This is a genomic window from Gordonia sesuvii (assembly GCF_036350415.1).
Taxonomy (GTDB): Bacteria; Actinomycetota; Actinomycetes; order Mycobacteriales; family Mycobacteriaceae; genus Gordonia; species Gordonia sesuvii.
Map to the genome: position 1 here is coordinate 46,629 of NZ_JAZDUF010000001.1, position 18,203 is coordinate 64,831.

Annotated in this window: 10 protein-coding genes and 1 tRNA gene; 4 read left to right on the forward strand and 7 right to left on the reverse strand. The window is 67.8% G+C overall.

The window, feature by feature from the left end:
* Positions 1-85 precede the first annotated feature (85 nt).
* The 5 genes from VZC37_RS00190 to VZC37_RS00210 all read right to left on the reverse strand — a co-directional run bounded on the left by VZC37_RS00190 (position 86) and on the right by VZC37_RS00210 (position 6,420).
* A tRNA-Arg gene (locus VZC37_RS00190) sits at positions 86-161 on the reverse strand.
* Between the two features lie 83 nt (positions 162-244).
* Positions 245-2,860: an AAA family ATPase gene (locus VZC37_RS00195; protein WP_330430406.1), complete on the reverse strand. Its 2,616-nt coding sequence runs from the start codon at positions 2,858-2,860 to the stop codon at positions 245-247.
* Positions 2,857-4,152, reverse strand: a complete 1,296-nt coding sequence (locus VZC37_RS00200) for a metallophosphoesterase family protein (RefSeq protein WP_330430407.1) — start codon at positions 4,150-4,152, stop codon at positions 2,857-2,859. The genes VZC37_RS00195 and VZC37_RS00200 overlap by 4 nt, the downstream gene beginning before the upstream one ends.
* A gap of 85 nt (positions 4,153-4,237) precedes the next feature.
* On the reverse strand, positions 4,238-5,752 hold the full coding sequence (locus VZC37_RS00205) for an MFS transporter (RefSeq protein WP_330430408.1): 1,515 nt from the start codon (positions 5,750-5,752) through the stop codon (positions 4,238-4,240).
* Complete coding sequence (locus tag VZC37_RS00210) at positions 5,749-6,420, reverse strand: PadR family transcriptional regulator (RefSeq protein WP_330430409.1); 672 nt, start codon at positions 6,418-6,420, stop codon at positions 5,749-5,751. The genes VZC37_RS00205 and VZC37_RS00210 overlap by 4 nt, the downstream gene beginning before the upstream one ends.
* A gap of 198 nt (positions 6,421-6,618) precedes the next feature.
* On the opposite strand from VZC37_RS00210, the gene VZC37_RS00215 reads away from it, so the two are divergent.
* The 4 genes from VZC37_RS00215 (at position 6,619) to VZC37_RS00230 (ending at position 16,167) form a co-directional block, all read left to right on the forward strand.
* Positions 6,619-7,620, forward strand: a complete 1,002-nt coding sequence (locus VZC37_RS00215; RefSeq protein WP_330431651.1) for a glutathione S-transferase family protein — start codon at positions 6,619-6,621, stop codon at positions 7,618-7,620.
* Entirely contained in the window at positions 7,613-8,368 is a 756-nt protein-coding gene (locus VZC37_RS00220; protein ID WP_330430410.1) for a hypothetical protein, read from the forward strand. Before VZC37_RS00215 ends, VZC37_RS00220 begins: the two co-directional genes overlap by 8 nt.
* Entirely contained in the window at positions 8,365-12,237 is a 3,873-nt protein-coding gene (locus VZC37_RS00225; RefSeq protein WP_431309292.1) for an ABC transporter ATP-binding protein, read from the forward strand. Before VZC37_RS00220 ends, VZC37_RS00225 begins: the two co-directional genes overlap by 4 nt.
* A gap of 189 nt (positions 12,238-12,426) precedes the next feature.
* Positions 12,427-16,167: a multifunctional oxoglutarate decarboxylase/oxoglutarate dehydrogenase thiamine pyrophosphate-binding subunit/dihydrolipoyllysine-residue succinyltransferase subunit gene (locus tag VZC37_RS00230; RefSeq protein WP_431309334.1), complete on the forward strand. Its 3,741-nt coding sequence runs from the start codon at positions 12,427-12,429 to the stop codon at positions 16,165-16,167.
* Between the two features lie 185 nt (positions 16,168-16,352).
* Here the strand turns inward: VZC37_RS00230 and VZC37_RS00235 are convergent, their stop codons facing one another.
* Together VZC37_RS00235 and VZC37_RS00240 are read right to left on the reverse strand one after the other, a co-directional pair.
* On the reverse strand, positions 16,353-17,243 hold the full coding sequence (locus VZC37_RS00235; protein WP_330430412.1) for an endonuclease domain-containing protein: 891 nt from the start codon (positions 17,241-17,243) through the stop codon (positions 16,353-16,355).
* A 255-nt stretch (positions 17,244-17,498) separates the two neighbouring features.
* Positions 17,499-18,065 carry a TetR/AcrR family transcriptional regulator gene (locus VZC37_RS00240; protein WP_330431653.1) on the reverse strand — a complete coding sequence of 189 codons (567 nt, stop codon included), beginning with the start codon at positions 18,063-18,065 and terminating at the stop codon, positions 17,499-17,501.
* Positions 18,066-18,203 lie beyond the last annotated feature (138 nt).

Genomic DNA, 18,203 nt, shown 5'->3' on the forward strand with positions numbered 1-18,203 from the left:
CAGCTTGCCACCAGACGCGCGGGTTGCAACCCGCGCACGAGGTTGGAGAGTGCGCGTCAGAGGGATCGCGCGGGCGAGATCAAGATGGTGCCCCCGATAGGATTCGAACCTATGGCCTTCTGCTCCGGAGGCAGACGCTCTATCCCCTGAGCTACGGGGGCTCAACGGGCGAGAGTCAGCCTAGCGCACGCGTCCCGATGACCCCAAAACGTATGCGGCGCGTCGCCTCGCGGGCCCGTCGGCGTCACACCGCGACGATCTCGGCGTCGGGGACGTCGCGGTATCGATCCGGACTGCACGTCAGCACGATGACCTGGGCGTCACGCCCTGCCGCGCCGAGGACGCCTGCCATCGCCGCCAGTCGTTGCGGATCGCTGTAGCCGAGCGCGTCGTCGACGAGCACGGGCACCCCGTCGTCCTCGTCGACCAGGGTGGCGCACGCCAGCCGGGTGAGCAGAGCCAGTTGCTCCCGCGCACCCCCGGACAGCGAATCGTGTCGGATGGTGACGCCGTCCACGGTCCGCGACACCACGTCGAGATTATCGTCGACGTCGAACCGGACTCCCTCGCCGAAGACGTAGGCGCCCAACTCCTCCAGACGACGAGCGAACGGATCGGCGTAACGGGTGCGTGCCTGTTGCCGTTTGTCGGTGAGGGTCTGGAAGAGCAGTTCGGCCGCATCCGCGCGCCGTGTGACGCGGGCCAGCGTCGCGCGCGCGGCGTCGTGCTCGGCAGCGGCCTCCTGGAGATCGTCGAACCGGGACTCGTCGCGGTAGAGCTCGATCCGGGTGCGCAGTTCGGTTGCCTGGCGTTCGAGCGCGGCGTGTTCACGGTCGATGGCGGCCAGCCGGCCGCCGACCCGCTCGCGGCGGAGTCCGATCTCGGTGGCGTCGAGGCGCGAGAGCTCGCGCTCGAGGTGGGCGACGCGATCACGGGCCTCGGTGAGACGTCGGGCGGCGAGCTCGACCGTGCGGCGGGCGTCGTCGTCACCGAGTTCCGCGAGCAGCGCGGCGCGACGCTCGTGCAGCTCGGCCACCCGCTCGGCGAGTCGGTCACGCTCCTCCCCGGCCATCCGAACCTGGGTGCGCGCGTCACGTTCGGCCGATTGACGCTGTGTCACTGCGCGTTCTGCGGACATGACGAGTTCGGACAGTTCCCGCTCGGTGTCGGCGAGGGAGGCGATGTCGTCGGGGTCGACGTCGCCCGACGACGGATCGGCATCGACGAGGGCGGCCAGCTCGTCACGACGCGCGCCGAGGGCGTCGCGGGTGGAGCCGGCGAGCAGGTCCTCGGCCCGGCGGCGCGACACCGACCATCGTTCGTCGAGATCTGCGCGCTCACGAGCCCGCTCCGCGTGGTCGTCGAGGATCTCGAGTCCGTGGTGGGCGCAGAACCCCTCGATCTCGCGGTCCGTGGTCGACAGGTCCTCGGCCGGACCGGCGGTGTCCGCACCCGGCCGGACGGCGACGCGGATGATCCCGTCCACCTCGATGAGCGCATCGTCGACGGCGACCCGGTCGGCGACAGTGTCGATGGGTTCGCCGTTGACGGTCACCGGCACCGAACCGGTCCGCTCCACGGTGAAGCGCGCGGCCGTCGCCTCGAGGCGTGCCTGCGCGACCGCCCGGCGCCGGGCCAGTTCGACCGCGGTTCGGACCGCCGCCGCGTCCATCCCGTTGGTCTTCAGTGCCTCGTCAAGCCGGGCGGATTGTGTTGTGATGCGGTCTATTTCGGTAAGTCGTTCGTCGAGCTCGCGCAGTGCGCGGCGGTGTTCCCGGCTGCGCTGGGTGGCCTGCGCGGCCGACAGCGCGCTGCGTACCATCTCCCACCGCTCACGCACCGCGCGTAGTTCATCCTGCAACGCATGCACGTCGGCGGCGGCCCTTTCGGCCCGGGCGCCGTGCGCCCGGATACCCGCCGCCAGTTCTTCCGACTCACGTGTCGTCGTATCGATCTGGGTGGCGACCCGCTCACGCTCGGCGACGTCGCGCTGGGCGAGCTGACTGACCGTGAGCAGGTGTCGGACCTCCGCGCTCGCCGAGGCGAGCTCGGTCTGCAGCCGCTCGATCTCCGCCCAGCTCACCGCCAGTTCGTCGCGCTCGACCTCGCGGAGCTCCCGCGTCCGCGCCAACTCGGCTCGGCGCTCGAGGATCTCGTCCAGCCGACGCGCATCGGCGTCGACGGCCTCGCGGGCCCGCGTCAACACAGTGACCCGGTCCGCGGCCTGGTCGGCAGCCCGGATCGCGTCGGCGAGCTCGCCGGTCGGACGTCGTTGTCCCAGTGTCCGATAGCGCCGGCATTCCGCGGCCGCGGCATCGATCAGCGTCTGGTCCTCGACGTCGCCGCCGTCCCCGCGGTCGGCGGCACCGTCGGTGGCCTCGGAAGCACGGTCGAGTGCACGCGCCAGGGCCGAACTATCGCCCACCGCAACAGCACTGGGCTCACCGGACTGCAGCATGCGCAGGGCCCGGAAGAGGGTGAGGTCGGCGTGCTCGCCGACGATCTCACCGACACGTTCGTGCGCATCACGCCCGGTGAGGTGTTCGGGCCGCGGCCGATGCACCGTCAAGGTGGTCGAAGGTTGTTTGTTGAACCGCTTTCCGTAGGTGAAATGCCATGGTCCGCAGGACATCTCGACCTCGACCTCGGTTCCGACCTCACGCCCGGCGGGCATGATCGACCGTACCTTCGCCGATTTGCTCTCGGCACGGGTGTCGAGCAGCAGTGCGAGCGCCTCGATCATCGACGACTTGCCTGCCTCGTTGGCACCCTCGACGACGGTCACCCCGCGGTCGGCGAAGCGGACGTCCCGGTCGGCGACGCCGCGGAAGTCGCGCAGGCGGATCCGGTGCAGTCTCATCGGGAGTTCCCCGCCAACCGCCGCAGCAATGCCAGCGCGTCGCGCGCACTGCGCGCACTGTCGGAATCGTCGGACCGACTGTGGGCGAACAGTTCCTCGGCCGTGTCACGCACATATCCGCCGACGGCGAGCTCGTCGAGGTCGGCGTCGTCGGCGAGCACGGCCAGGTCGTCGGCCCGCCCCCATCGGGTCACCGCGGCGAACCGGTCGGCGCATTCGTCGAGCAGATCGTCGAGTACGGCACTGTCGGCGACCGAGATCGAACCGACGAGACCCAGCTGCAGCACCGTGCGGGGCTTGTCGTCGATCTCGCCGAGCCGGGCGCGCAAGGCCTCGATGTTGGCGACGCCTCCGACATCTGCTGAGATGGTCCGGAACGACCACTGCCCCACACGATGTGGCGAGACATCGATCTCTCGCGTTGAGCCGGACCGGCGCAGGGTGACCGCGAGTGCGTGCCCCGGAGACTCTTCGATGTGGTCGAAGTTGGTCACCTCGTGCGCACCCGGATACCAGATCCGCCCGGTGGAGCCGACGGACGTGACCGAGTGGCGGTCGCCGAGCGCGACATAGTCCACGACCCCGGACTCGACCGCCGTCTCGAGCGATCCGAGGCCGATGAGCGACGTGCCGTTGCCCGGGGTCATCTCGTCGACTCCCCCGTGCCCGACCAGGATTCGGATGCCGTCGCCGGGCGACAAGCGTGCGACCTGACGGCCGACAAGGTCCGCGCCGGGGTGCTTGTGCGCCCAGGGTGCGGCCACGAGTTCGACCCCGTCGCGGACCTGATGCACCCCCTCACCCGACAGGACGGTGACGTTGTCCGGGCAGGCCTGCACGAACGTCCGCGAGCGGTAGACCCCGGCCGCATCGTAGGGATCGTGGTTACCCGGCAGCAGATAGACGGGAACGCCGAAGGCCGCGAGCGCATCGAGGGTGCGCCGGATGATTCTCGACGACACCCGCTGGTCTTCGAACACGTCGCCGGCCACCACCACGAACTCCGCGTCCACCTCAGCGACGAGCGCACCGATCCGTTCGATCGCCTCGAGGCGTGCGGCCGTGTAGGCGTGCGCCGCCTCCGGGCCGAGGTAGTGGCGCGTCATCCCGAGCTGCCAGTCGGCGGTGTGCACGAACGTGACCTCGTGGGCCGTCTCGGACGCCGGAGCGAAACGCTCGCCGCGCGACTCGGCCCGGCCGATCACCCGCGGCCCGGGAACTGGCAGCTCGGCATCGGGCAACACGTCATCAGGTAGCTCGGGATCGGGCAACTCGAACAACGGCACGGTCATGTCTCACCTCCCACTCTCGTGCCGCATCCTACGAGCGTCGGCCGACAGACTGTGGGAGGCGAAGCCTCAGACCACCGTGAGCCACTCAGCGCGTGGTGACCGGCCCCGCCGCGGAGGTGTCGCCGTGTCCGGCGGTCGCCGCCGGGGCCGTCGCCTGGTGGCGGGGCTTCGCGAAGAACAGCGCCGCGACGACCCCGATCAGCAACACCGCGGCCGGCAGCAGGAGCGACTGGCCCATCGCCACGGCGAACCCCTCGCGCACCGACTCCGGCAGCGGACCGCCCGATGTGTTGTGTTCGGTGTCGACGCCGGGCAGTTGGGCGGCCAGCCGGGTCTGCATCAGGGCACCGACGGCGGCGCTGCCGAGCACCGAACCGATCATCCGGGTCGTGTTGTACACCCCGGCACCGGCACCGGCCTGATGCCACGGCAGGTTTCGGGTCGCGGTGGCCGCGAGCGGCGCCCAGATTGCTGCGGACGCGACACCCATCAGACTCAACGGGACGATCAGCTGCCACACCGGAGTCTCCGGGCGGGCGATCAGGCCGAGCCAGCCGACCGAGATCGCATTGAGCAGCAGCGCCGAGGCGATGATGATCCGTGGATGGACCCGATCGAGAATCCGTCCCACGATCGGCGCGAGCACACCGGTGAGCACCGCCATCGGCACCATCATCACCGCGGCCTGGGTCGGCGTCATACCGCCCACCAGCTGCAGGAAGAACATGACGGGGATCATCAGGCCCGAGATCGCGAAACCCATCGACGCGATGCCGATGTTGGCGAGCGAGAAGTTGCGGTCGGCGAACAACGACAGCGGGACGAGCGGCTCGCGGGTGATCCGGGATTGCCAGATGACGAACAGGCCCATGCACACCAGGCCGCCGCCGATGAGTGCCCAGATCCAGCCGTTCCAGCCGTACTTCTCGCCGTCCTGGATACCGAAGACGAGTGCGAACATGCCGACCGCCGACAGGACCACACCGAGCCAGTCGAACTGATGGTCGTGGGTGTCGACGTCGGGGACGAGAATCGCGGCCAGCACCAGGCCGATCACGCCCACCGGCAGGTTGACGAAGAAGATCCACTCCCAGCCGAGCCAGTCGGTGAGAATCCCGCCGAGCAAGGGGCCGACCAGCGTCGCGACACCCGCGACGGTGCCCCAGACTCCCATCGCGGCGCCACGCTTCTCCGGCGGGAACATCCGGGTGATCAGCGCCATCGTCTGCGGGGTGATCAACGCGGCACCGACGCCCTGCAGCGCGCGGGCGGCGATCAGTTCACCGATCGTCGAGGCGAAGCCACACCACACGCTGGCGATGGTGAACACCAGCAGACCGATCTGGTACACGCGTTTGGGTCCGTACTTGTCACCGAGTCGTCCGGTGATCAGCAGTGGCACCGCGTAGGTCAGCAGGTAGGCGCTGGTGACCCAGACGATGCCGTTGACGTTCGCGTCGAGGGCGACCTGGATCTGCGGCTGCGCCACCGCAACGATCGTCATGTCGACGAGGATCATGAAGAAGCCGACGCAGAGGGCCAGCATCGCCGCCCATGGGCGGGTGGTCACCGGCGTCGGTGACGTCGTCGGGAGAGTCATGCGTCGGCTGCTTTCTTGTGTGTGTCGTCTGTGTTGCGGGCGCCGTCTGTGTCGCGGGCGCCGGCTGTGGTGCGATACGGGGAACCCGGATCGTCCAGCCACTCGATGGACTGCGCCTCGAGCCGGCCGAGGAGGTCGTCGAGCCAGTCGACCTGTGCGCTCAATGTGGCGATCCGGCAACCGATGTCGAGGTAGAACATCTCGGCGACCGCGCGCTCGGCGGCATCGGCGGCGCCTGTGCGCAGCGCATCGAGTTCGGAGCGCATCGCCTCCAGCCGTCGTCCGAGCAGTTCGATGACGCGCGCCCGCGGCAGTCCGTGGGCCTCGGAGAGTGCGAGGTAGAGCTGCGGGTACTCGGTCGGGTGGGTGGCGAGGATCTCTTCGAGGCTGTGCGCGAGCGCCGTCCGACCCGCGCCGGTGATCCGGTACACGGTGCGTTCGGGGCGGTTCCCCTCCCGTTGCACGTCGTGTACCTCGATCAATTCCTTGTCGGCCAGGCGATCGACCGTGTGATAGAGCGTTCCTGGCCGGAACTTCACCAGCCGGTCCTCGTTGCGCTCGATCGTGGTCTGGAACATCTCGTACGGGTGCATCGGCCGTTCGGCGACCAGACCCAGCACCAGAACCGCGAGCGGCGGCATCGCCGCCGTCGGGGGGGTCGCTCCCATGTGTCCTCCACTGGCCGGACTGAAATATTCCGTGTGGAATATACCGCTCCGGCCATCTCGTGCCAACAGTCCGACCGGGTCACTACTGTGGATCTCATGAACACCAGCAGCCCGGACACCGCAGGCGCATCCCCCGGAGGGGTATCGACCGACGGCGCATCCACCGCCGGCTCGGCCACGGAACAGGGTGTCTACGTGATGACCGGACAGGAGTTCGTCCGGGACACGCAATACATCGGCACCCGCATCACTCGCGACGGTCGCGACGGATTCCCCGTCGAGGCCGGTCGATACCGACTGGTCGTCGCCCGCGCCTGCCCGTGGGCGAACCGCACGATCATCGTCCGGCGGCTGCTCGGCCTCGAGGACGCGCTGTCGATGGGTATGTGCGGGCCCACCCACGACTCCGATTCGTGGACGTTCGACCTCGACCCCGGCGGACTCGATCCCGTGTTGCAGATCCCCCGACTCAAGGATGCGTACGAGAAGCGGTATCCGGGATACCCGAAAGGCATCACCGTCCCGGCGATCGTGGACATCCCGACCGGCGCGGTCGTGACCAACGACTACCCGCAGATCACCGTCGACCTCGAACGAGAGTGGACCGAACACCATCGGCCCGGGGCCCCGGAGCTCTACCCGGAGCACCTGGCCGACGAGATCGACGACGTCAACCGAGGTGTGTACACCGAGGTCAACAACGGCGTCTATCGCTGCGGATTCGCCGGCAGCCAGGATGCCTACGAGAAGGCCTACGACAGGTTGTTCACCAAACTCGACGAGTTGTCCGACCGGCTCGCCGACCGCCGATACCTGGTGGGCGACACCATCACCGAGGCCGATGTCCGACTCTTCACCACGCTGGCCCGCTTCGACGCCGTCTACCACGGCCACTTCAAGTGCAATCGGACCAAACTGTCGGAGATGCCCGTGCTGTGGGCCTACGCCCGCGACCTGTTCCAGACGCCTGGGTTCGGCGACACGATCGACTTCACCCAGATCAAACGGCACTACTACGAGGTCCACCGCGACATCAATCCGACCGGTGTCGTACCGGTTGGTCCGGACCTGCGCAATTGGCTGACCGCCCATCATCGTGAGGACCTCGGCGGTCGACCGTTCGGCGACGGGACGCCACCCGGGCCACCGAAACCAGGCGAGGTCGTCGCCCCCGAGAACGGAGTACCCCTCAATGGTTGAGATCAGCAAGTCGGGAGCCGGCCGGGGCAGCGCGGATCAGCAGCCACCCGGCAAGGCCGTCGAGGTGACCGGTGGTCTCCTCGACCGCGCGCAGCGACTCCAGGCGCCCGCGGTGGCCAAGTACGTACGAAACCTGCGCAACGCACACCCGGAGGAGACCCCGGAACAGATCATCGCTCGACTCGAAAAGCTCTATCTCACCACCGTCACCGGCTCCGGCGGTGCGGTCGGGGCGACCGCGGCGATCCCCGGCGTCGGCACCATGACCGCACTCGGTGCGATGACCGGGGAGACCGCCTTCTTCCTCGAGGCATCGGCGCTGCTCGCACTGTCGATCGCCGAGGTGCACGGGATTCCGGTGCACGACACCGAACGACGTAAGACCCTCGTCCTCGCGGTCGCACTGGGCGAAGAGGGTGTGGTCGCACTCGGCCGGCTCGTCGGCACGCGGGGTGGCGCCCTGCGGCGTCTGGGCGGTGCCAGCATCCCCGGGGGCGGACTCGCGAAGCTGAACAAGACCCTGGTCAACAAAGTCGCGAAGAAGTACGCGTTCAAGCGCGCGCCCCTCGTGTTCGGCAAGCTGTTGCCGGCCGGGATCGGCGCCATGATCGGGGGCGTGGGCAACCGCGCTCTGGGCAAACGCGTCATCGCCAATGCACGCGAGGCCTTCGGTTCGCCACCGCAGACATGGACGATCGACGGCGAGATCGTCGGCACCAACACCGGGCTCCCGCCAGGCCGTCGGTGATCGACGCGCTGCAATCACCGACGCGGCCGGGCCGCGACACGCCGAACACCCAGGACGCCCCCGAACGCGTCGGCTGGATCCGACGACTGACCGCGGAGTGCCTCCGGCACCGCGGATTGGTGGGCGTCACGCTGGCGGTCACCGCCGTCGCCGTGGCGGTCGACCTCATCGCCCCGTTGCTCGCCAAGGCAGCGATCGACCACGCCACCGGCGCCGTCCGCGACGGACTGTCGATCCAGCTCATCGTCACCGGGCTGGTTGTCCTCGCGGTGGTCCGCTACGGGTGCCAATTCGGGCGACGGCTCACCGCGGGGCGCTTGTCGATCAAGGTGCAGAACGGTCTGCGCCTGCAGCTACTCGACACCCTGCTCCATCTGGATGGCAACGCGCAGAACCGCATCCGAACCGGGCAGATCGTCTCACGGTCGATCTCCGACCTCCAGATCGTGCAGGGACTCCTGGCCATGACGCCCCTGTCGCTCGGCGCGGCCGTCCAGGTGGTGTTCGCGATCGGCATCATGACCTATCTGTCACCTCTGCTCACCGGCGTGGCCCTGCTGATCTTCCCGTTGGTGGCGCTGGTGGTGTTCCGCATGCGCCGCAAGCTGTTCGCCGCCACCTGGTCGGCGCAACAGGCTGCCGCCGACGTCGCCCAGCATGTCGAGGAAACCGTCACCGGAGTCCGAGTCGTCAAGGGGTTCGGCCAGGAGCGCCGCGCCGTCGACGAACTGGTCGGACTCTGCGAACGGTTGTTCTCGCGTCGTCTGCGAGCAGGCCGGATCAACGCGCGCTTCACCCCGACGATGGCAGCCATCCCGCAGTTCGGCATGGTGGGCGTCATCGCCGTCGGCGGATACCTGACCATGCACGGGGAGATCACCGCCGGGACTTTCCTCGCGTTCGCCACGTACATCGCATCGATGACCGCCCTGGCGCGGCTGCTCACCAACCTCGTGGTCAGTGCCCAGCTCGCGCGCGCAGCGGTCGACCGGGTGTACGACGTCATCGACGAGCCGCGTGACCCGACCGCATCCAACACCGCGACGGTCCCCGACGGCCCGCTCGGCCTCCGGCTGCGCGGCGTCGGTTTCGGATTCGGCGACCGACCCGTACTGACCGACGTCGACCTCACCGTCGAGCCCGGGGAATGCGTTGCGGTGGTGGGACGTCCGGGTTCGGGGAAGTCCACCCTCGCCGACCTGGCGGGACGCTACTACCGCACGGACACCGGCGTTGTCGAGCTCATCGCCACCGACGGCGCGCATCCCGTCGACGAACTCGCACCGGATGCCCTGCACGGTGCCGTGTCGGTGGTCTTCGACGAGCCCTTCCTGTACTCCGACACGATCGCGGCCAACATCCTCCTCGGGCCGTCCGAGACCACGGCGGTGACCGGAGAACCCGAACCGCGGCTGGTGTCCGCGGCCCGACGCGCCGATGCCCTCGAGTTCATCGAGGCCCTGCCGGACGGGTTCGACACCGTCGTCGGCGAGCGTGGGCTCACCCTCTCCGGCGGCCAACGGCAGCGTGTCGCGCTCGCGCGGGCGCTGTATGCGGAGTCCCGCGTCCTCGTCCTCGACGACGCGACCTCGGCGGTGGACGCGACGACCGAGGCGCAGATCCTGCGGTCACTGCGCGACGAACACCGGACGATGCTGCTCCTCGCACATCGCAGATCAACGCTGGCCCTGGCAGACCGGGTCGCGGTCCTCGACGGGGGCCGCATCGTCGACATCGGGACCGTCGCCGAACTCGATCGCCGCTGCGAACTGTTCCGCGCGTTGATGGCATCGGCCGACCCGGAACAGGTGGGACGCGACGTCATCGCCGAACTCCCCCCGTCCCCCGACCTCGATGAGCTGTGGCCGACCGGCTCGGCCGGGTCGACCGACCACAGCTCGTCGATGTCGGGTGTGGAGCCGACCATTCGTCGCCCGGCCGTCCCGACCACCGGCCCGGGTGGCGGCGGCGCAAAAGGTGGCAGTGGGATCGGCGGCGCGCTCGGATCGATGCCGGCGACCCCCGAGTTGACCGCGGCGGTCGACGCGCTCCCCCCGGCCGACGAACAGCCCTCCGTCGACGTCGACGAGGTCCGGGCGGAGAGCCGGCAGTTCTCGCTCCGACGGCTGCTGCGTCCGGTGCGGTGGCTGCTCGCCGCCGCGATCGCGACCATCGCTGTCGACACCCTCATCGGACTGGCCTTCCCGTCGCTCGCCCGCGCGGTGATCGACGCGGCCACCCAGGCCGACGAGTCGACCCTGTGGTGGGCGACCGGCCTCGGGATCGTGCTCGTCGCCGTCGGCTGGGTCGCATCGTCGGCGATGACGATGACCTCGACCCGCGCCGGCGAACGTGTGCTGTTCGGACTGCGGGTCCGCAGCTACGCGCACCTGCAACGCCTCGGACTGGACTACTACGAGCGGGAACTGTCCGGTCGCATCATGACCCGGATGACCACCGACGTCGACGCGTTGTCGACGTTCATGCAGACCGGCTTGTCGACGGCCGTCGTCGCCGCGCTCACGCTGGTCGGGGTCACGATCGCCCTGGTGCTCACCGACCCGCTGCTCGGTGCGCTGATCCTGCCCGTGCTGCCGGTGCTCGTCGTGGCCACCATCGCCTTCCGACGCATCTCCTCGGTCGCCTACACCCGATCCCGTGAGCTCGTCAGCGTCGTCAACGCCGATTTCCAAGAGAACATCGCCGGCATCAAGACCACGCAGACCTACCGCCACATCCCGGCGGCGACGGATCGCTTCACCCGCCGCACCCACGACTGGGTGGCCGCGCGGATGGTGTCGCAGAAGGCGATCTCCATCTATTTCCCGTTCATCACCTTCATGTCCGACATCGCGACCGCGGTCGCGATCGCCGTCGGTGCGCACCAGATCACGCAGGGCTCCCTGTCGGCAGGCACTCTCGTCGCCTTCGTCCTGTACCTGTCGATGCTGTTCGGGCCGGTCCAACAGCTCTCTCAGGTGTTCGACGGATATCAGCAGGCGGCGGTGGGCCTACGACGCATCGGCGATCTCATCCGCACCCGCAGTTCACTGGCCGACCGTGACCGGCAGATCCCGGTGCCGGCGGACGGTTTCGACGGATGCGCGCACCTCGACGACGTGACCTTCCGCTACTCGGGGGCCCACCGGGACGCACTCACCGACGTCGATCTGACGATTCCGCCGGGCACGTCGCTGGCTCTCGTCGGCCGGACCGGCGCCGGAAAGTCCACCATCGTCAAGCTGCTCGCCCGCTACTACGATCCGACCTCCGGCGCGGTCCGGATGGACGGCGAAGACATCCGCGACCATCCACTCGAGCAGTACCGCAGCCGCATCGGCGTGGTACCGCAGGAACCCCACCTGTTCACCGGCACCGTCGCCGACAACATCGCCTACGGTCGCCCCGGCGCCGACCGCACCGAGGTCGCCGCGGCCGCCGCCGCGGTGGGCGCCGCGACGATGATCGCCGAGCTGCCCGGCAGGATGAATCACCCGATCGGCGAACGCGGCCAGGGTCTGTCGTCCGGTCAACGCCAGCTCATCGCCCTGGCCCGCGCCGAACTCGTCCGGCCCGACCTGCTGCTCCTCGACGAGGCGACCGCAACGCTCGACCAGGCCACGGAGGCGCTCGTCCTGGCCGCCGGCGAGGCACTCACCCACCGTCGGACGTCGGTCATCGTGGCGCACCGGCTGGCCACCGCGGCACGGGCGGACGTGATCGCGGTCGTCGACGACGGCCGAATCGTCGAGCTGGGAACACACCGCGAGTTGCTCGCGTTGGGTAAGAGGTACCGCGCGTTCTGGGATGCCGGTGTCGCGCCCGACGCGGACGGTATCGCCACCGCCGGTGACATGCGCCTCAGATGAGGCTGTTCGGTGAGGTCAGACGCACATGGCCAACTCGGCACGCGTACCATCGGCAGGTGGTTCACCGATAGTCTTCACAAGGGACCTACATGGTGACAAGCGACCCGACACCAGAGGGAATTGAGGCGAGTTAGAGCTGTGAGCAGTTCGATTTCAGACTTCGGACAAAATGCGTGGCTGGTCGAGGAGATGTACCAGCAATACAAGAAGGACCCGAAGTCGGTCGATCCCAGTTGGCACGACTTCCTGGCCGATTACGACCCGAGTTCGAACGGCTCGCCCGAGACCGCCGCAGCCCCCGCGGCCGAGCAGCCGAGCAAGCCCGCCTCGACCCCGTCCACCACCTCCACCGGCGCGGCAGCGCCCTCCGAGAAGCCGAAGTCCACCAAGCAGGTCACCCTCGACCAGCAGCCGACGAAGGCCGCGGCCCGCAAGTCCGGACCGACCAAGGAGTCCACCGCCACCAAGGCGGCCTCGGGTCAGAGCACCGCCAGCCGTGACGGCTCGGCGCGCTCGCAGAAGTCCAAGGAACCGGCCAAGTCCGCCGCGTCGTCACCCAGCGAGGACGAGAACAAGGTGTTGCGGGGTCCGGCCGCCGCGATCGCGAAGAACATGTCGGCGTCGCTGGAGATCCCCACCGCGACCAGCGTGCGCGCGGTTCCGGCGAAGCTGATGATCGACAACCGCATCGTCATCAACAATCACCTCGCCCGCACCCGCGGCGGCAAGATCAGCTTCACCCACATCCTCGGTTACGCCATCGTCCAGGCGATCAAGGCGTTCCCGAACATGAACCGGCACTTCGCCGAGGTCGACGGCAAACCGAACGCCGTCACCCCCGCGCACACCAACCTCGGCCTGGCCATCGACCTGGTCGGCAAGGACGGAAATCGCACTCTGGTGGTCGCCGCCATCAAGGAGTGCGAGAAGATGGGCTTCGCGGAGTTCTACACCGCGTATCAGGACATCGTCCGCCGGGCCCGCGACGGCAAGCTCACCGCCGAGGACTTCGCCGGCACCACCATCTCGCTGACCAACCCGGGCACCATCGGCACCGTGCATTCCGTGCCGCGCCTGATGAAGGGCCAGGGTGCCATCATCGGCGCCGGCGCGATGGAGTACCCCGCGGAGTTCCAGGGTGCCAGCGACGAGCAGATCGCCGACCTCGGCGTCGGCAAGCTGATGACGCTGACGTCGACCTACGACCACCGCATCATCCAGGGCGCGGAATCGGGCGACTTCCTGCGCACGATTCATCAGCTGCTGCTCGACGACGCCTTCTACGACGAGGTCTTCACGGCGTTCCACATCCCGTACGAGCCGGTCCGCTGGCGCCGCGACATCCCCGCGGGCCTCGTCGACAAGAGCACCCGGGTTCTGGAACTCATTGCGGCATACCGCAATCGCGGACACCTGATGGCGGACATCGATCCGCTGATGATGGACAGCGACGCCCGGGCGAGCCACCCCGACCTCGACGTTCTGACCTACGGCCTGACCCTGTGGGATCTCGACCGGAGCTTCAAGGTCGGTGGCTTCCACGGCCAGGAGAAGATGAAGCTGCGCGACGTGCTGTCGATCCTGCGCGACGCGTACTGCCGCCACGTCGGCGTCGAGTACACCCACATCCTCGAACCCGAGCAGCAGCGCTGGGTGCAGGACCGGGTGGAGATCAAGCACGTCAAACCGCCGGTGGCCGAACAGAAGTACATCCTGTCGAAGTTGAACGCCGCCGAGGCGTTCGAGACGTTCCTGCAGACCAAGTACGTCGGGCAGAAGCGCTTCTCACTCGAAGGCGCGGAGTCGGTCATCCCGATGATGGACGCCGTCATCGACCAGGGCGCCGAGCACAGCCTCAACGAGGTCGTCATCGGCATGCCGCACCGCGGCCGCCTCAACGTGCTCGCCAACATCGTCGGCAAGCCGTACTCCAAGATCTTCACCGAGTTCGAGGGCAACCTGAACCCGTCGCAGGCTCATGGTTCCGGCGACGTGAAGTATCACCTCGGCGCCGAGGGCAAGTACTACCAGATGTTCGGCGACAACGAGATCAACGTCTCGCTGACCGCCAACCCGAGCCACCTCGAGGCCGTCGACCCGGTGCTCGAGGGTCTGGTCCGCGCCAAGCAGGACCTGCTCGACGACGACGACCAGTTCTCGGTGCTGCCGCTGATGCTGCACGGCGACGCGGCCTTCGCCGGCCAGGGCGTCGTCGCGGAAACGCTGAACATGGCGATGCTGCCCGGGTATCGCACCGGCGGCACCATCCACATCGTCGTCAACAACCAGGTCGGCTTCACCACCGCACCCGAGCACTCGCGGTCCACGGAGTACTGCACCGACGTCGCCAAGATGATCGGTGCGCCGATCTTCCACGTGAACGGCGACGATCCCGAGGCCTGTGTGTGGGTCGCCAAGATGGCCGTCGACTATCGGCAGGCATTCGGCAAGGACGTCGTCATCGACCTCGTGTGCTTCCGCCGTCGCGGCCACAACGAGGGCGACGACCCGTCGATGACCCAGCCGGCGATGTACGACGTGATCGACACCAAGCGTGGCGTCCGCAAGAGCTACACCGAAGCCCTGATCGGCCGCGGTGACATCTCGACCAAGGAAGCCGAAGACGCCCTGCGCGACTACCAGGGTCAGCTGGAACGGGTGTTCAACGAGGTCAAGGAACTCGAGAAGTACCACGCCGAGCCGAGTCCGTCGGTCGAGTCGGACCAGACGCTGCCGACCAAGCTGGTGACCGCGGTCGACAAGGAGGTCCTCGAGGCCATCGGCGACGCGTTCTTCCACACCCCGGACGGGTTCGATCCGCATCCGCGCGTGAAGCCCGTTCTGGAACGCCGTCACGAGATGTCGCGTCACGGCAAGATCGACTGGGCCTTCGCCGAGCTGCTCGCGTACGGTTCGCTCGTCCTCGAGGGCCGCACGGTTCGGCTGTCGGGACAGGACTCGCGGCGCGGCACGTTCACCCAGCGCCACTCGGTGCTCATCGACCGCAACAGCGGTTCGGAGTACACGCCGCTCAACAACCTCAAGACGGTGGCCGGTGAGACTGCCGAGGGCCGGTTCATGGCCTACGACTCCCCGCTGTCGGAGTTCGCGGTGGTCGGATTCGAGTACGGCTACTCAGTCGGCAACCCGGACGCGCTGGTGATGTGGGAGGCCCAGTTCGGCGACTTCGTCAACGGCGCCCAGTCGATCATCGACGAGTTCATCTCGTCCGGTGAAGCCAAATGGGGACAGCTCTCCGATGTCGTGCTGCTGCTCCCGCACGGGCACGAGGGTCAGGGACCGGACCACACATCGGGCCGCATCGAGCGCTTCCTGCAGTTGTGCGCGGAGGGCTCGATGACCGTGGCGCTCCCCTCCACCCCGGCGAGCTACTTCCATCTGCTGCGTCGTCACGTTCTCGACGGCATCAGCCGCCCGCTGGTCGTGTTCACCCCGAAGTCGATGCTGCGCAACAAGAATGCGGTGTCGCCCGTCGAAGAGTTCACCGACGACAAGTTCCGTTCGGTGATCGACGACCCGAAGTTCATCGCCGGCGGCGACCGCAGCAAGGTCAAGCGGGTGTTGTTGGTGAGCGGCAAGCTCTACTACGAGCTCGCCGCCCGCCGCGACAAGGAGAATCGCGACGACGTCGCCGTCGTCCGCATCGAGCAGCTCTACCCGGTTCCCCACCGCCGTCTGCGCAACACGTTGGAGCAGTACTCCAACGCCGAGGACTTCCGCTGGGTCCAGGAGGAGCCGGCCAACCAGGGGCCGTGGCCGTTCCTCGGCCTGTGGCTGCCCGAGGTGTTGCCGGACGTGCTCAGCGGGCTCAAGCGGATTTCACGGCGGGCCATGTCGGCGCCGTCGTCGGGCTCGAGCAAGGTCCACGCCGTGGAGCAGCAGGAAATCCTCGATGAGTGCTTCTCGTGACCTGATCGTCTGATCGACCACAGACAAGTGCGGCGGGTGTCCCTAGGTGGGCACCCGCCGTCGTCGTCCCCGCCGACAGAACCCCGAATCCCGCCGACAGAACCCGATTCATCGCCGACAGAATCTCGATTGTCGCCGACAGAACCCGAAATCGGGTCGACAGAATCCGGCAGTCGACCCCGGGTTCAGAAGTACCCGCCACGCTTACGTAGCGCTTCCTCGATCTCCACGATGATTCCCCACTGATCGTTCCGCATCCGGTCGGCGGTGATGCGTATGACGATCCAGCCGAGTTCGTCGAGCTTGGCGTCCCGAGCCTCGTCGTGGGCCTTTTGCGCGGGCGTGGAGTGGAAATCTTCGCCGTCATATTCGATTGCGATCTTCAGTTTCTCGTAGGCGAGATCGATCCGCGCGAAGATGTGGCCGGTGATGGGGTCGGCGACTTCCACCTGCAGGTCCGGTGTCGGAAGGTCTCCCTTGAACATGAGGAGTCGGAGCCAGCTCTCGGGCGGCGACTCCGACCTGCCGTCGATCATCGGAATCAGCGCACGCAGCTGCCGGATACCGCGACGAGCCTTGAACTTCTCCACGTAGTCGGCGAGGTCCATCGGACACAGGCCGGTGGCCCGTGCCAGGTCATCGAGGTGGCCGAGCGCACGCCACTCTGGTGGTACGCGACCGATGTCGAGGGCCGTCCGAAGTACCGACGTCACCGAAATGCCGTCCAGGTCGACGACATCGTCGGGGTCGAGGTCGGTGCGATGGACCGCACGCCCGCGTCCACGCTTGTTCCCGGCGTCAGGCGCGCGGATCAACTCGACGGTGAAGTCTCCGTCATGCCATGTGCCGCCGTGCATGAGCTTCGCGGCGATCCCGGCCACCACGACGTCATCGGGAGCGGACAGCGCAGTCGCGATGATGCGCTCGCGGGGCGCAAGAATCGTCGCGCGATCGATGTACAGGTCGCCGTGCAGCCGCGTGAACGCTGTGGCGAATTGCTCCGCAGACATGTCGGCGGCTGCCACTGCCTTCTTGCGTCGGACGAGGTGGCGATCATCTACGGATGTTCGAGTCATGACGACATTTGACGGTGCGAAACTGCGACGAAAGGCGGAGATCACCGGGCTGTGGATAAACGCCGCGGCTGTCCACATCCACCGGCCACCGACCGATCGTTGACCGATTCGTGGTTCTGTCGGCGCGATTTCGGGTTCTGTCGGCGCAATCTGGGGTTCCGTGGGCGCGATTCCGGGTTCTGTCGGCGCGAATCCGGGTTCTGTCGGCGCGATTCCGGGTTCTGTCGGCGCGAATCCGGGTTCTGTCGGCGAGGTCTACTGGACCACGGAGGCCAGCGCGGGCAGGGACGTGGTGATGAGCGCGAGCAGTTCGTCTCGGCCGATCACCGGCTCGGTGAGCCACCGGATCGTGGTCTCCTCGACGAACGAGATCCACCCGTGCACGGTCATCTCGACGACCGGCGTGATCTCGATGCCGAGTGCGGGCGCGTGTTCCAGTACGCGCGACGCCATGACCGAGCGGGTGTGGTCGAACACCTCACGCATCGCCGGATCGGCGCTGGATGAGCCGCGCATGAACGCCATGTAGGCCTCGCGGTTGGCACTGACGTAGTCGACGAACGCCGACATCGAACCCGACAGCATGGCGAGGGGGTCGCCGAGCGCGCGGTCGGGCTCGGTGCACTCGAGCATCTCGTCGGCCTGGGCCCGCGCGATCGCCACGTGGAAGTCCTGCTTCGACGCGAAATAGTGGAAGAGCAGGGCACGCGAAACGCCGGCCGCCTCCGCGATGACGTCGATCGACACCTGTTCGAGCGGCCGATCGCGCACCATGTGCAAGCCCAGTTCGATGAATTGGTCTCGTCGGGCCTCCGGACTCATCCGGGTCCGCTTGGCGGACGGTGCGGAGCCTCGGGTCACCGTCACAGCCTAGTGTCCTCTCGCCGTGTTCCTGCTGGTCCACTCCACGGTAGGCCGTTATTGATCGAAGTTCAACAAACTATTGACGCGCATTCAGTA